Genomic DNA, 15,503 nt, shown 5'->3' with positions numbered 1-15,503 from the left:
TTTTCAGGAATAGGCGATATCCAATGACTCAGTCCATTTGGAGCAAATTGTTCACCGCGCTGCGCGGCGGCGCCAGTGAAGTCGGCGAGTCCATCGTCGACCAACAGGCCCTGCGTATCCTCGATCAGGAAATCCGCGACGCTGATGGCGCCCTGGCCAACGCCAAGCGCGAGCTGGTCACCATCATGGCCAAGCACAAGCTGTCGGCCGATCGCGTGGCCGAGTACAACGCCAAGATCAAGGACCTGGAATCCAAGGCCATGGCCGCGATCCAGGCCAACCGCGAAGACCTGGCGCTGGAAGTGGCCGAAGCCATTTCGACCCTGACCAACGAACTCGACGTCGAGCAGAAGCAAGCCACCGAATTCGGCGGTTACGCGGACAGCATGCGCAAAGACATCACCAAGGCCGAAAGCCGGATCAAAAGCCTGCGCCAGCAAGTGGACATGGCCAAGGCTCGCGAAAGCGTGCAGAAAGCCCAGGTCAGCGCTTCGATCGCCAGTGGCGGCGCCAACGGCAAGCTGGAAACCGCCGTCGGTACGCTGAACCGTTTGCAGGCCAAGCAGCAGCAACGTGCAGCCGAGCTGCAAGCCCAGGACGAACTGGCCGACGTATCGACCGGCACTGACCTGGAACGCAAACTGCGCGAAGCCGGCATTACGCCGGACACCGGCAGCGCCAATGCGATCCTGGAACGCCTGAAGCAAAAATCGGCTGAGTAATCAGGCCGGGCGCAAAACCTGTGGGAGCGAGCCTGCTCGCGAAGAGGGAGTGTCAGTCGACATCAATGTTGTCTGATACATCGCTTTCGCGAGCAGGCTCGCTCCCACATGGGTTGTGGTGATCAACTTTTTATCGAGTCGAGGTCAAGGATGGATGCCCTGAAGGGTTTCAAGATAATCGCCGGCCTGGCGATTTTCATGGTCGCGCTGCAAGTGTTCAACGCCGTCAGCGGCTACAGCCTCCTTTCATTTGGCCTGGTCCCGAGAACCCTCTACGGACTGCCCGGCATCTTCACCTCGCCTTTTCTTCACGCGTCTTTCGCGCACCTGAGCGCCAACCTGATTCCCTTCTTGATCCTCGGCACGTTGGTTATCGTCGACGGACTCAACCGTTTCATCGCCGCCAGCGCGATCATCATCGGCCTGGGCGGCTTGCTGGTCTGGCTGTTCGGTTTTTCCGGCGTGCACATTGGCGCCAGCGGCTGGGTCTTCGGGCTGTGGGCGTACATCTTGTCGCGCGCCTGGTTCCAGCACAGTTGGGGCAACCTGATCACGGCGATTGTCGTCGCGTTGTTGTATGGCGGATTGGTCTTTGGCTTCCTGCCGCGCCAGGGTGTTTCCTTCGAAGGTCATATCGCCGGGGCTTTTGCCGGATTTATTGCAGCCAAGGTACTTCTCTCGGCGCCGCGCAACAGGTTTAATGCCGCCCGGTAACTGCAGATTCGGGCCACGAGCATTACCTGGAACTAGCCTTCCCAAGGAGTCAGGGACGTCATGTCGATTTTTCTTCTATTACGCGTGTACGCCTCGACCTTCTTCCACCGTTTCGGCTGGGCGGGACTGGCGATTGCCTTGGGCGTTCACCTGAGCACGGCGTATCTCGGCCTGGTGCTGCTGGGCGAGCAACATCTCACCGCCCCCGCCACATTTACCTACTTCTATCTCACCACCACGCTGACTGTCGGCTATGGCGATCTCGCGCCACAAACTGCGGCCGGGCGCATTTTCGTGGCTACCTGGGTCATGCTCGGGGGCATTGCGCTGTTGACGGCAGCCATCGGCAAGACCACCAGCAGCGTTATCGATGTATGGAGAAAAGGCATGAAGGGCAAAGGCGATTTCACCGGCAAGACCGGCCATACGGTACTCATCGGCTGGGAAGGTTCGTCCAGTGAGCGGGTCATTGAGTTGCTGCTGGAGGATGAAACCTCCAACGACAACCTGATCGTCATTTGCGATTGCGACCTTGAAGAAAACCCGATGCCGGGCAAAGCCGCGTTTATCAAAGGCGAAAGCCTGTCCTCCGGTGCGCTGTTGGTGCGCGCCGGCGTGCCCGGGGCCGAACGCGTGCTGGTGCGTACTCACTCCGACGACTTGACCCTCGCCACCGTGCTGGCGGTCAATCAACTGAAACCGGTCGGACACGTGGTCGCCCACTTCAACGAAAGCGAAATCGCCGCCCTCGCCAGTTCCTACGCGCCGAGCCTGGAATGCACGTCGAGCATGGCCATCGAAATGCTGGTGCGCGCCTCCCAGGATCCGGGCTCCTCTGTCGTGATCAACGAGTTACTGTGTGTGGGCCAAGGCGCCACGCAATACCTGATGAAATTGCCCGAGACCTATGTGGCAACCTTCGGCGAGCTGTACACGCGGATGAAAGATCGCCACAACGCGACCCTCATCGGCTACCGCGCCAAGGGTGCGCAGCAACCTTCGATCAATCCGCCCAACGCCACGCGCATTGAGGGCGGTGAACTCTTCTACATCGCCTCCACTCGTCTGAAGGAAATCTCCAATGGGATGGTTTAAACAGTTGATGGGGCTTGAGGCCCCGGCCGCGAATTCCAACTCGAACTCGAAGTGGACCGCCAACGACACGCCACCGGTTGTCGGCCCGCTGGGGCTGGCGCAGGGCAAAGGCGTGATGTTCGACAGCACCCTGAAATTGCTGCTCGACGAAAAAACCAGCGTGACCATCCCCGGTTCCCAGCAGATCTGGAGCGTCGGCCATGTCGACCTCGGGCAGTCGACCTGGCTCTCGCGCTATTACATGAACGACGAAGACTACTGGCTGCAAGTCCACACCACCGGTGAAATCGACGGGCAGGTAGAGTCAGTGATCCTGTTCAATTACCTCAGCTACGTGACCATCACCAGCGAAGCGGAATTGCGCCGATTGGCCGGGCCGCAAAGCCTGATCGGGTTGCCGACCTACACCCACAACGGCGTCGAATACACCCGTGAATGGGGAACCGAGGAAGGGCAAACGGAACTGGTGCCCCTTAGCGAACACGTCAGGAATCCGGACGAGTCCTACACCATCGAGCACCGTTCGATGCTGTATGCCCGTGATACCGGCCTGACCGATCGTCGCGAGTTGCTGCTGTTTTCCGTGGAGGAAGACGCTGAAGGCACCATCAGCCTGAGCAGTTCGCTGGGTATTTCGCTGTACACCACCGACTTGAACACACTTTAAAAAAGGAAGATTCCCATGCTTGAAGCGCTCTCCATCTCCCTGAACAAGGCCGCCGTCCTCGGGTTTGTGTCGTACATCATCGGCGCCGCCGTGTTGTTCGCGCTGTTCCAGTTCATCTACACCCGCATCACGCCGCACAAGGAGTTCGAACTGATTCGCGCCGGCAACGTGGCCGCGGCGATTGCCCTCGGTGGCGCGATCATTGGCTTTGCCATTCCAGCGAGCAACGTGATTGCCTATTCGATCAACATCCTCGATTTCGTGGTCTGGGCCGTGATCGCAGCGTTCGTTCAACTGCTGGCGTTCCTGATGACCACACTGGTGCTCAAGGGCACGTCCGAGCGTATCCGCAATGGTGAAGTCGCTGCCGGCATCTACGTGGCAGCCGTGGCCATCAGCGTCGGCATGCTCAACGCCGCGTGCATGACCCCTTCCCAGAACTGATCGCGCGCAACGGAGATTGTGATGAAACGAAGCAAGTACGTTCAGCTCTCCCTGGCCGCGTCAGTCGCCATGGCGATCTCAGGCTGCGGGCCGACGGAAAAAACCTACGAGATACACAAGAAGTACAACTTCCAGTCCGTCCAGCAGTGCGCCGATGAAAAGCTGCCGGTCGACATCTGTTCCGACGCCTACATGAAGGCCATGGCCGAACATCGCCAAATCGCGCCGGTGTACGACAACCAGGCCGATTGCGACGCCGACTTTGTCGCCGACTGGTGCCAACAGGACTCCGCCGGCAAGTTCATCCCCAAGCTCGGCGGTTTCGAACTGAACGCCGATGGCGAAGTGACGCAATCCGAAGTGGATGCGGCCAAGGCCAAGCTGCCCGCATCGGAAGCCAGCGCCGTCAGTGGCTCGGGGTTCTCTGGCAGCAGCCTGCTGACCGGTTTGCTGATCGGCAACATGCTGAGCAACAACCGCAACAGCTACTACTCCGAACCGGTCTACCGCTATCGCGATGATCGCGGCAGCTACTCGAACTCGACACTCAGCCAGCGAGTTTCGAGCGGTTCGACCTTCAACCGGTCCAACCAGGCGCGCTACGGCAGCAGCAACTACAGCGACACCATCACCCGCAGCAAAGCGGCGACGGTTGCCTCGGCCACCTCGCGCGGCGGCTTCGGTAGCCAGGCCAGCGCACGCAGTGGCTGGGGCGGTTCGAGCAAGAGTTCTGGCGGTTCGAGCAGTTAAGGAGCAGGGCCATGAAGAAAATCCTCTGCGCCGAACGTCATGACTGGAAACAGACGGCCGAAAGTCTCGGCTTTCTGTTCCACACCATCGACGACGAACCCTATTGGGATGAGAGTGCGTACTACCAGTTCACGCTCAAGCAGATCGAAAACGACCTGGAAGACCCGACCACCGAGCTGCATCACATGTGCATGGACCTGGTGGCCCGCGTGGTGCAGAGCGAGGAATTGCTGGAGCGCCTGAGCATTCCCGCGCCGTTCTTCGACCTGGTTCGTACTTCATGGCTCGAAGGCCATCCGCACCTCTACGGGCGTATGGACTTCTCCTACAACGGCACCGGGCCGGCCAAGTTGCTGGAACTCAACTACGACACGCCGACCAGTCTGTACGAAGCGGCGGCGTTTCAGTGGGGCTGGCTGGAGCAATGCATCGAACGCGGTCTGCTGCCCAAGCATGCCGACCAGTTCAACAGCATCGACACCAAGCTGCATCAGGCCTTTGCCCAATTACAGCTCAAGCAACCGTTCTATTTTGCTTCGATGAAAGACTCGGTCGAAGACAAAGGCACCACCGACTACCTGCGCCTGATCGCGGAAAAAGTCGGCATCGAATCACGCCACATCGACCTCGAAGACATTGGCCTCACCAATGACGGACGTTTCGTCGATCTCGAAGATCGCTGGATCCCGCACCTGTTCAAGCTGCATGCCTGGGAGTTCATCTTCCACGAGCCGTTTGGCGCGGCAATCGCCCAGAGCGACACGCAGTTTTTCGAGCCGGCCTGGAAATCGATCATCTCCAACAAGGGCATCCTGCCGTTGCTGTGGGAATTCAACAAAGGTCATCCGAACCTGCTCGCGGCGCACGTGGATACCGATCCGAGCAAAGCGGTGCCGAAAGGCTGGGTGCGCAAGCCCTACTTCTCCCGGGAAGGCGCCAACATCGAGTTGCAAACTGCCGACGGTCTGATCGTGAAAGAGGACGGCCCCTACACGGATGCGCCGTTTATCCTTCAGGAGTTCGCCCCCCTGCCCCGGTTTGGCGACAGCTTCACGCTGGTCGGTTCGTGGGTGATTGGCGACCAGGCCGCCGGCATCGGCGTGCGCGAAGACAACAGCCTGATCACCAAGGATTCGAGCCGGTTTCTGCCGCACCTGATTCTTGATTGATCGATCCATCGCCCACAAAAAAAGCCCGGTGCCGTGCATCGGGCTTCAGGGTGAAACAGGGACAAACCAGGCACAGGACGAGACTTACGACTGAAAAGCCGGATAATGGCGGCCAATTCGTCTATCCCGTTATTCTGGTAATCCCCCATGGAAATCAAGGTCAACTTTCTCGACAACCTTCGGCTTGAAGCAAAGTTCGATGACTTCACGGTGGTGGCCGATCAACCTATCCGCTACAAGGGCGATGGCTCGGCACCGGGCCCGTTCGATTACTTCCTGGCTTCATCGGCGCTGTGTGCAGCGTATTTTGTGAAGTTGTACTGCGACACTCGCAGTATTCCCACCGAAAATATCCGCCTGTCGCAGAACAACATTGTTGATCCGGAAAACCGCTACAACCAGATTTTCAAGATTCAGGTCGAACTGCCTGCGGATATTTCCGACAAGGACCGCCAGGGCATCCTGCGCTCCATCGACCGTTGTACCGTGAAAAAAGTGGTGCAAGCCGGGCCAGAGTTTGTCATCGAAGAAGTGGAAAACCTCGACGCCGACGCCCAGGCGTTGTTGATGCCGGCGTCCAGTTCAGAGGCGAGCACTTTTATTGCTGGCAAGGACCTGCCGCTGGAACAGACCATCGCCAACATGTCGGCCATTCTGGCGGACCTGGGCATGAAGATTGAAATCGCCTCGTGGCGCAATATCGTGCCCAACGTGTGGTCGCTGCACATCCGCGACGCGCACTCGCCGATGTGTTTCACCAACGGCAAGGGCGCGACCAAAGAAGGCGCGCTGGCGTCGGCACTGGGCGAGTTTATCGAGCGCCTCAACTGCAACTTCTTCTACAACGACCAGTTCTGGGGCGAAGACATCGCCAACGCAGCATTCGTGCATTACCCGGACGAACGCTGGTTCAAGCCTGGTCGTAAAGACGCACTGCCGAGCGAAATCCTCGACGAGTACTGCCTGAAGATTTACAACCGCGACGGCGAGCTGCGTGGCTCCCACCTGATCGACACCAACTCGGGCAACGAAGAACGCGGCATCTGCTCGCTGCCGTTCGTGCGCCAGTCGGACGGCGAAGTCGTGTATTTCCCATCCAACCTGATTGAAAACCTGTTCCTGAGTAACGGCATGAGCGCCGGTAACACGCTGGCCGAAGCCCAGGTGCAGTGCCTGTCGGAGATCTTCGAGCGTGCGGTAAAACGCGAAATCATCGAAGGCGAATTTGCCCTGCCGGACGTGCCGGCGGAAGTGCTGGCGAAATACCCTGGGATTCTGGCCGGGATTCAGGCACTGGAAGAACAAGGATTCCCCGTGCTGGTGAAGGATGCGTCCCTGGGCGGTGAATTCCCGGTGATGTGCGTCACGCTGATGAACCCGCGCACTGGCGGCGTGTTCGCCTCGTTCGGCGCACACCCGAGCCTGGAGGTGGCGCTGGAACGCAGCCTCACCGAATTGCTCCAGGGCCGCAGCTTCGAAGGCCTCAACGACTTGCCGCAGCCGACGTTCGAAGGCCATGCGGTGACCGAACCGAATAACTTCGTCGAGCACTTTATTGACTCCAGCGGCGTGGTGTCGTGGCGCTTCTTCAGCTCCAAGTCGGATTACGAATTCGTGGAGTGGGACTTCTCCGGCCAGGGTGAAAACTCGAATGCCGAGGAAGCCGCGACCTTGTTCGGCATTCTCAAAGACATGGGCAAAGAAGTGTATATGGCGGTCTACGAGCATATCGGCGCGAAGGCCTGCCGGATCCTGGTGCCGGACTATTCGGAAATCTATCCTGCCGACGACTTGATCTGGGATAACACCAACAAAGCGCTGTTCTTCCGCGCCGACATCCTCAACCTGCATCGCTTGGACGAAGAAGAACTGCGAGCGTTGGTTGAGCGTCTGGTGGAAAGTGAGCTGGACGACTACACCGACATCACTTCGTTGATCGGCATTGAATTCGACGACAACACGGCGTGGGGTCAGCTGACGATCCTGGAGTTGAAGCTGCTGATTTATCTCGCCCTGCAGCAATACGAAGAAGCGAAGGAAGCGGTGGAAATGTTCCTGCAGTACAACGACAACACGGTTGAGCGCGGCTTGTTCTACCAAGCGGTCAACGTGGTGCTGGAGATGAAACTGGACGAAGACCTGGAACTGGAAGACTACGAGGCCAATTTCCGCCGGATGTTTGGCAACGAGCGCACGGATGCAGCGATTGGTTCGGTGGACGGTAGCGTACGCTTCCATGGCCTGGCGCCGACCAGCATGAAACTGGAGGGGCTCGACCGGCACCTGCGGTTGATCGAGAGCTACAAGAAACTGCACTCAGCACGGGCTAATGTGGCCGCGTTAACCCGTTAAACAACGCCAACAAAAAAGCGAAGCCAGATGAATGGCTTCGCTTTTTTTGTTTACGGTTCTGAGAAGCTACAAATCAGAACGGGATATCGTCGTCAAAGCTGTCGAAATCCGGAGCCGGTTGCGGCGCTGCCTGCTGTGGAGGCGGAGCCTGGCGCGACTGCTGTGGAGCCGACTGCTGCGGACGCGGAGCCTGTTGGCGTGGGGCTGGAGCGGACTGCTGGTAGTTGTTGCCCCCGCCTTGTTGGTCGCCCTGTTGTGGACGGCCGCCGAGCAGTTGCATGGTGCCTTGCATGTCGACCACGATTTCAGTGGTGTAACGCTTGATACCGTCTTTTTCCCACTCGCGGGTTTGCAGCTTGCCTTCGATGTAGACCTGCGAACCTTTACGCAGGTATTCGCCGGCGATTTCGGCAACCTTGCCGAACATCGAAACACGGTGCCATTCGGTCTTCTCGACCTTCTGACCGGTTTGCTTGTCGGTCCACTGTTCGCTGGTCGCCAGACTCAGGTTGGTCACGGCGTTACCGTTAGGCAAGTAGCGAACTTCGGGATCCTGGCCGCAAGTACCGACCAATATGACTTTGTTAACCCCACGGGCCATAACGTTCTCCTAGGCTACGCACGCTGCCTCGGGCGGGTTGTTCACCAGGCGCTCGAGGGTGGTGCGATCCAATAGTTCTGTGTCCAATTTGATGTAAATCGCCGCTTCGTCTGCAACGATCACTGCATCTGTTACCCCTACGACGGCCTTGAGGCGCTCGACCAGACCCGCTTCGCGGATCGCCTCGGCCGACAACGGCAAGCGCAGACTCGTCACGTAGGGAGGTTCGCGCATGGTAACAGCAAAGGCTAGCCAAAGTGCAGCCAGGCCGGCGCATCCAAGGAACACAACCGACAAACCGCCATGCTGGAAAAGCCAGCCTCCGAGGATGCCACCGAGCGCCGAACCCAGGAACTGGCTGGTGGAATAAACCCCCATCGCAGTGCCTTTGCCGCCCGCCGGTGAAACCTTGCTGATCAGCGACGGCAAGGAAGCTTCCAGCAAATTGAACGCGGTAAAGAACACCACCGTCCCGATCACCAGAGCCCGCAAGCTGTCACCGAACTGCCAGAAGAATAGCTCAGTGAGCATCAGCGTCGCGACGGCGCCCAATAAAACTCGTTTCATTTTGCGTTTCTTCTCGCCGTAGATGATGAACGGGATCATGGCGAAGAAGGAGATCAGCAGCGCGGTCAGGTAGACCCACCAGTGCTGTTCTTTGGGCAACCCGGCTTTTTCGACCAGGGCCAAGGGCAATGCAACGAAGCTCGACATCAACATCGCATGTAACACAAATATGCCCAGGTCCAGGCGCAGCAGGTCCGGGTGTTTGAGTGTCGGCAGCAGAGCCTGGCGCGCGACGCCGGATTCGCGATGCTGCAACGGCCCGGTGGATTTCGGCACCATGAACATCACGATCACGATGCCGAACAGCGCCATGCCGCCGGTGGCGAGGAACAGTCCGGACAGTCCGAAGGCGCGGGTCAGTAACGGCCCTACCACCATGGCGACGGCGAACGACAGACCGATCGTCATGCCGATCATGGCCATGGCTTTGGTCCGGTGCTGCTCGCGGGTCAGGTCTGACAGCAAGGCCATGACCGCTGCGGAAATCGCGCCGGCGCCTTGCAGGATGCGCCCGGCGATAACGCCCCAGATCGAATCGGCGTTGGCCGCCAGCACGCTGCCCAGGGCGAAGACGATCAGCCCCAGGTAAATCACCGGACGTCGGCCAATACGGTCGGAAATGATCCCGAACGGAATCTGGAAAAGCGCCTGGGTCAGGCCGTAAGCGCCAATCGCCAACCCGATAAGGGCCGGGGTCGCTCCCGCCAGATCCATCCCATAGGTCGCCAGTACCGGCAACACCATGAACATGCCAAGCATACGGAAGGCGAACACCAGGGCCAGACCGCTTGCTGCGCGGGTCTCACTGCCACTCATGCGTTCGCTGTGGGGATCGTGCATGGAAAAACCTCATGTGAACCGGCGGCGATTCTACCAGTCCCATCGATTGACGGGGTATATCGCGACGCTATGACGCGCATAGATGACGCAGTCTTCATGTAAGCCTGCGCACCCCGCATTTGATAGTGTGCATCCATCCAGTATTTGGCCGTATACTCCTACGTTTTCGACGCCCGCCGAGCGAGGCCACTTTGGACAAGATCCTGATTCGTGGGGCCCGAACCCACAACCTGAAGAACATCGACCTGACCCTGCCACGGGACAAACTGATCGTCATCACCGGCCTGTCCGGATCCGGCAAGTCTTCCCTGGCATTCGACACGCTGTACGCCGAAGGCCAGCGCCGCTATGTCGAATCGCTGTCGGCCTACGCCCGGCAGTTCCTGTCGATGATGGAAAAGCCTGACGTCGACACCATCGAAGGCCTGTCGCCAGCGATCTCCATCGAACAAAAGTCGACGTCGCATAACCCGCGTTCGACCGTCGGCACCATCACCGAAATCTACGACTACCTGCGCCTGCTCTACGCCCGCGTCGGTATTCCGCGCTGCCCGGATCACGACATTCCGCTGGAAGCCCAGACCGTCAGTCAGATGGTCGACCTGGTCCTCGCGCAACCGGAAGGCAGCAAGTTGATGTTGCTGGCGCCGGTGATTCGCGAGCGTAAAGGCGAGCATCTGTCGGTCTTCGAAGAACTGCGCGCCCAGGGTTTTGTGCGTGCGCGGGTCAACGGCCGGCTGTGCGAGCTCGACGAGTTGCCGAAGCTGGATAAACAGAAGAAGCATTCGATTGATGTTGTCGTCGACCGCTTCAAGGTCCGCGCCGATCTGCAACAGCGCCTGGCCGAATCCTTCGAGACCGCGCTGAAACTGGCGGACGGTATTGCGTTGGTGGCACCGATGGACGACGAGCCTGGCGAAGAGATCATCTTCTCCGCGCGCTTCGCCTGCCCGATCTGCGGCCATGCGATCAGCGAGCTGGAACCCAAGCTGTTCTCCTTCAACAACCCGGCCGGTGCCTGCCCGACGTGCGATGGCCTGGGGGTTAAACAATTCTTCGACATCAAGCGATTGGTGAATGGCGAACTGACCCTGGCCGAAGGTGCGATTCGCGGCTGGGACAGGCGCAACGTCTATTACTTCCAGATGCTCGGGTCGCTGGCGTCCCACTACAAGTTCAGCCTGGAAGTGCCGTTCAACGACCTGCCGGCCGATCAGCAGAAATTCATCCTGCACGGCAGCGGTTCGCAGAACGTCGACTTCAAGTACCTGAACGACCGTGGCGACATCGTCAAACGTTCGCACCCGTTCGAAGGCATCGTGCCGAATCTGGAACGCCGCTACCGCGAAACCGAGTCTGCCTCGGTGCGCGAAGAACTGGCGAAATTCCTCAGCACCCAGCCTTGCCCGGATTGCCGTGGCACGCGTCTGCGTCGTGAGGCGCGGCACGTCTGGGTGGGTGAGAAGACTTTGCCGGCGGTGACCAATCTGCCGATTGGCGATGCTTGCGAATATTTCGGCGTGTTGAAGCTGACGGGCCGTCGCGGCGAAATTGCCGACAAGATTCTCAAGGAAATCCGCGAGCGCCTGCAGTTCCTGGTTAACGTCGGTCTCGACTATTTGTCGCTGGATCGCAGCGCGGACACCTTGTCCGGCGGTGAGGCCCAACGGATTCGCCTGGCCAGCCAGATCGGCGCGGGCCTGGTGGGGGTTCTGTACATCCTCGACGAACCGTCGATTGGCCTGCACCAGCGAGACAACGACCGTTTGCTCGGCACCCTCAAGCACCTGCGCGACATCGGCAACACAGTGATCGTGGTCGAGCACGACGAAGATGCGATTCGTCTGGCGGACTACGTGGTCGACATCGGTCCTGGTGCCGGTGTGCACGGCGGGCATATCGTCGCCGAAGGTACGCCAGCCGAAGTCATGGCGCACCCGGACTCGCTGACCGGCAAGTACCTGTCGGGCCGCGTGAAGATTGCCGTGCCGGCCAAACGTACGCCGCGCAACAAGAAGATGACCCTGTCGCTTAAGGGCGCTCGCGGCAACAACCTGCGCAATGTCGATCTGGAAATTCCGCTGGGCCTGCTGACGTGCGTGACTGGCGTCTCCGGCTCGGGCAAATCGACGCTGATCAACAACACCCTGTTCCCGTTGAGCGCGACGGCACTCAACGGTGCAACGACCCTCGAAGCTGCCGCTCACGACAGCATCAAGGGCCTGGAGCATCTGGACAAGGTTGTGGACATCGACCAGAGCCCGATTGGTCGGACGCCGCGTTCCAACCCGGCAACTTACACCGGGCTGTTTACGCCGATTCGCGAACTCTTCGCCGGCGTGCCTGAGTCCCGCTCCCGTGGTTACGGCCCGGGGCGTTTCTCTTTCAACGTGAAGGGCGGGCGCTGCGAGGCTTGTCAGGGCGATGGCCTGATCAAGGTGGAAATGCACTTCCTGCCGGACATTTACGTGCCGTGCGACGTGTGCAAGAGCAAGCGCTACAACCGCGAAACCCTGGAAATCAAGTACAAGGGCAAGAACATCCACGAAACCCTCGAGATGACCATTGAGGAAGCGCGGGTGTTCTTCGACGCGGTGCCAGCCCTGGCGCGCAAGCTTCAGACGCTGATGGATGTCGGTCTGTCGTACATCAAGCTTGGTCAATCCGCGACGACGCTGTCCGGCGGTGAAGCCCAGCGGGTGAAACTGTCCCGCGAGCTGTCCAAGCGTGATACGGGCAAGACCCTGTACATCCTCGATGAGCCGACCACCGGCCTGCACTTCGCGGATATCCAGCAATTGCTCGACGTGCTGCATCGCCTGCGCGACCACGGCAACACGGTGGTGGTGATCGAGCACAACCTGGACGTGATCAAGACTGCCGACTGGTTGGTGGATCTTGGGCCGGAAGGCGGCTCCAAAGGCGGGCAGATCATTGCGGTCGGTACGCCGGAAGAAGTCTCGGAGATGAAGCAGTCGCACACCGGCTTCTACCTCAAGCCGCTACTGGCTCGCGACAAGGCCTGATCCAGGCCCATGAAAAAGCCCCTGTCACTTTGTCGGTGACAGGGGCTTTTTTGTATCCGGGGGTTTTTCCGGGAATCAAAACTGCGATTGCAGGTAATTCTCCAGACCGATCAATTTGATCAGACCCAACTGCTTCTCCAGCCAGTAGGTGTGATCTTCTTCGGTATCGTTCAACTGAATGCGCAGAATCTCGCGGCTGACGTAGTCCTTGTGCAACTCGCAGAGCTCGATGCCCTTGCAGAGTGCGGCGCGGACCTTGTATTCCAGTCGCAGGTCGGCAGCGAGCATGTCAGGCACTGTGGTGCCCACATCCAGGTCGTCCGGACGCATGCGCGGCGTGCCTTCGAGCATCAGGATGCGACGCATCAAAGCGTCCGCGTGCTGAGCTTCTTCTTCCATCTCGTGGTTGATACGTTCGTAGAGCTCGGTGAAACCCCAGTCCTCGTACATCCGCGAATGGATGAAATATTGATCACGCGCCGCCAGTTCGCCGGTCAGCAACGTGTTGAGGTAATCGATTACGTCTGGGTGGCCTTGCATCGCCCTACATCTCCCTGCTTGAAAGTCTGTAGTTTGAACCAAGGAGACTGTTTGGTCACGCCGAATGCCCGATAAAAGCGAAGATATTCTGAGAAAAGTGGTTTAAATAACGCAAAAACCGCCCAAATGAGGGCGGTTCTGCTTCTCGTTTAGACTTAGTTAAGCTGTACGCCCAACGCCTTTGCGATTGCTTCTCCGTACGCAGGGTCGGCGCGGAAGAAATGTTGCAATTGACGATCTACCACATCGCTGGAAACCCCGGCCATCGCGCCGGCAATGTTGTTGATCAGCAGGGTCTTCTGCTCATCACTCATCAGGCGGAACAGCGCACCGGCGTGGCTGTAGTAATCGGTATCTTCGCGGTGATCGTAGCGATCCGCCGCACCACTCAGCGCCAATGCAGGTTCGGCGTAACGAGGCGCTTGCTTTGGCGACTCCACGTAGCTGTTTGGCTCGTAGTTCGGCGCCGCACCACCATTGCTGCCGAATGCCATCGAACCGTCGCGCTGGTAGGTATTGACCTGATTGCGCGGAGCATTCACCGGCAGTTGCTGGTGATTGGTGCCGACACGGTAGCGGTGTGCATCAGCGTAAGCGAACACACGGCCTTGCAGCATGCGATCCGGCGACAGACCAACACCCGGGACCATGTTGCTCGGACCGAATGCCGCTTGCTCCACTTCAGCGAAATAGTTCTGCGGATTGCGGTTGAGCTCCAGCTCACCGACTTCGATCAACGGGAATTCTTTCTGCGACCAGGTCTTGGTCACGTCGAACGGGTTCTCGTAGTGCGCCGCGGCCTGGGCTTCGGTCATGACCTGAATGCACACGCGCCATTTCGGGAAGTCACCGCGCTCGATCGCACCGAACAGATCCCGCTGGGCGTAATCCGGGTCGGTACCGGCCAGGCGTGCAGCGTCTGCCGGCGCAAGGTTCTTGATCCCTTGCTGGGTCTTGTAGTGCCATTTCACCCAGTGACGCTCGCCCACGGCGTTGATCAGGCTGTAAGTGTGGCTGCCGAAGCCGTGCATGTGACGGTAGCCGTCAGGGATGCCGCGGTCCGAGAACAGGATAGTGACCTGGTGCAGCGCCTCTGGAGAGTGCGACCAGAAGTCCCACATCATCTGAGCGCTTTTCAGGTTGCTTTGCGGCAGGCGTTTTTGGGTGTGGATAAAGTCAGGGAATTTCAGTGGATCGCGAATAAAGAACACTGGCGTGTTGTTGCCAACGATGTCCCAGTTACCTTCTTCGGTGTAGAACTTGAGCGCGAAGCCGCGAGGATCGCGCTCGGTATCCGCCGAACCGCGCTCACCACCTACGGTGGAAAACCGCAGGAAGGTAGGTGTTTGCTTGCCAACGGATTCGAACAGCTTGGCGCTGGTGTATTGAGTGATGTCGCGAGTGACGGTGAACGTGCCGTAAGCGCCCGAACCTTTGGCGTGTACGCGACGCTCAGGAATGTTTTCACGGTTGAAGTGGGCAAGCTTCTCGATCAGATGAAAATCGTCGAGCAGCAGCGGACCACGAGGGCCGGCGGAGCGGGAATTCTGGTTGTCGGCGACAGGAGCGCCACTGGCGGTCGTAAGCGTTTTGTTTTGGCTCATGCGATCTTCTTCCTCTGTCAGTTTTGGAACTGCCGGCTAATCGGCTTGGGACGGAGTATTGACCATTCATCAGGAAGGCTACAAATTCATTAATTTGTAGTGATCAATAGAAAAATACTACCAACGAAACCCGTTCGCATCATGACGGTAGAGACCGCGGTGAAGCTTGTATAAACAGCGCGTTTCTTACAGGCACAAAAAACCGGGCACTAGGCCCGGTTCTTCGTTTCAGACTGACGTCTTACTCAGCGGATACTGCTTCACCGCCAACTGGACGATCAACCAACTCGACGTACGCCATAGGCGCGTTGTCGCCAGTGCGGAAGCCGCACTTGAGGATGCGCAGGTAGCCACCCTCACGGGTAGCGTAACGCTTGCCCAGGTCGTTGAAGAGCTTACCAACGATAGCTTT

General features: G+C 58.9%; 14 protein-coding genes. 9 read left to right on the top strand and 5 right to left on the bottom strand.

Features of this window, described 5'->3' with window-relative positions; translation table 11 throughout:
* Positions 1–23: 23 nt before the first annotated feature.
* The 8 genes from ACIOYV_RS23410 (at position 24) to ACIOYV_RS23375 (ending at position 7,913) form a co-directional block, all read left to right on the top strand.
* A complete protein-coding gene (locus ACIOYV_RS23410; protein WP_054052268.1) occupies positions 24–722 on the top strand; it encodes a PspA/IM30 family protein in 699 nt (232 codons plus the stop codon).
* A gap of 150 nt (positions 723–872) precedes the next feature.
* Complete coding sequence (locus ACIOYV_RS23405) at positions 873–1,436, top strand: rhomboid family intramembrane serine protease (protein ID WP_401327403.1); 564 nt, start codon at positions 873–875, stop codon at positions 1,434–1,436.
* 60 nt (positions 1,437–1,496) lie between these two features.
* Complete coding sequence (locus ACIOYV_RS23400) at positions 1,497–2,531, top strand: ion channel (protein WP_163911364.1); 1,035 nt, start codon at positions 1,497–1,499, stop codon at positions 2,529–2,531.
* On the top strand, positions 2,518–3,198 hold the full coding sequence (locus tag ACIOYV_RS23395; RefSeq protein WP_401327400.1) for a DUF2491 family protein: 681 nt from the start codon (positions 2,518–2,520) through the stop codon (positions 3,196–3,198). The genes ACIOYV_RS23400 and ACIOYV_RS23395 overlap by 14 nt, the downstream gene beginning before the upstream one ends.
* A 15-nt stretch (positions 3,199–3,213) precedes the next feature.
* Entirely contained in the window at positions 3,214–3,642 is a 429-nt protein-coding gene (locus tag ACIOYV_RS23390) for a DUF350 domain-containing protein (protein ID WP_401327398.1), read from the top strand.
* Between the two features lie 21 nt (positions 3,643–3,663).
* Complete coding sequence (locus tag ACIOYV_RS23385; RefSeq protein WP_265041201.1) at positions 3,664–4,392, top strand: DUF1190 domain-containing protein; 729 nt, start codon at positions 3,664–3,666, stop codon at positions 4,390–4,392.
* An 11-nt stretch (positions 4,393–4,403) separates the two neighbouring features.
* On the top strand, positions 4,404–5,561 hold the full coding sequence (locus tag ACIOYV_RS23380) for a glutathionylspermidine synthase family protein (protein WP_401327396.1): 1,158 nt from the start codon (positions 4,404–4,406) through the stop codon (positions 5,559–5,561).
* A gap of 147 nt (positions 5,562–5,708) precedes the next feature.
* The gene (locus ACIOYV_RS23375; RefSeq protein WP_401327393.1) at positions 5,709–7,913 is read left to right on the top strand and encodes an OsmC domain/YcaO domain-containing protein; all 2,205 of its coding nucleotides are present in this window, start codon (positions 5,709–5,711) and stop codon (positions 7,911–7,913) included.
* A 73-nt stretch (positions 7,914–7,986) separates the two neighbouring features.
* Here ACIOYV_RS23375 and ACIOYV_RS23370 read toward each other — a convergent pair whose 3' ends face one another.
* Positions 7,987–8,514, bottom strand: a complete 528-nt coding sequence (locus ACIOYV_RS23370) for a single-stranded DNA-binding protein (protein ID WP_010467282.1) — start codon at positions 8,512–8,514, stop codon at positions 7,987–7,989.
* Between the two features lie 9 nt (positions 8,515–8,523).
* Complete coding sequence (locus ACIOYV_RS23365) at positions 8,524–9,921, bottom strand: MFS transporter (protein WP_163911352.1); 1,398 nt, start codon at positions 9,919–9,921, stop codon at positions 8,524–8,526.
* A gap of 191 nt (positions 9,922–10,112) precedes the next feature.
* On the opposite strand from ACIOYV_RS23365, the gene uvrA reads away from it, so the two are divergent.
* Entirely contained in the window at positions 10,113–12,947 is a 2,835-nt protein-coding gene (gene uvrA, locus ACIOYV_RS23360; RefSeq protein ID WP_123509954.1) for an excinuclease ABC subunit UvrA, read from the top strand.
* 75 nt (positions 12,948–13,022) lie between these two features.
* Here uvrA and bfr read toward each other — a convergent pair whose 3' ends face one another.
* From bfr to ACIOYV_RS23345, 3 genes are all read right to left on the bottom strand, one after another.
* Positions 13,023–13,487 carry a bacterioferritin gene (gene bfr / locus ACIOYV_RS23355; RefSeq protein WP_007933692.1) on the bottom strand — a complete coding sequence of 155 codons (465 nt, stop codon included), beginning with the start codon at positions 13,485–13,487 and terminating at the stop codon, positions 13,023–13,025.
* Between the two features lie 155 nt (positions 13,488–13,642).
* Complete coding sequence (locus ACIOYV_RS23350) at positions 13,643–15,091, bottom strand: catalase (protein ID WP_163911349.1); 1,449 nt, start codon at positions 15,089–15,091, stop codon at positions 13,643–13,645.
* Positions 15,092–15,332: 241 nt separating this feature from the next.
* Positions 15,333–15,503, bottom strand: a 171-nt coding sequence (locus tag ACIOYV_RS23345; protein WP_401327572.1) for a bL17 family ribosomal protein, incomplete at its 5' end; no start/stop codon positions are given.

The organism is Pseudomonas sp. NPDC087342, from assembly GCF_044744265.1.
GTDB lineage: Bacteria > Pseudomonadota > Gammaproteobacteria > Pseudomonadales > Pseudomonadaceae > Aquipseudomonas > Aquipseudomonas nunensis.
This window is presented reverse-complemented; position numbering and strand designations above follow the sequence as displayed.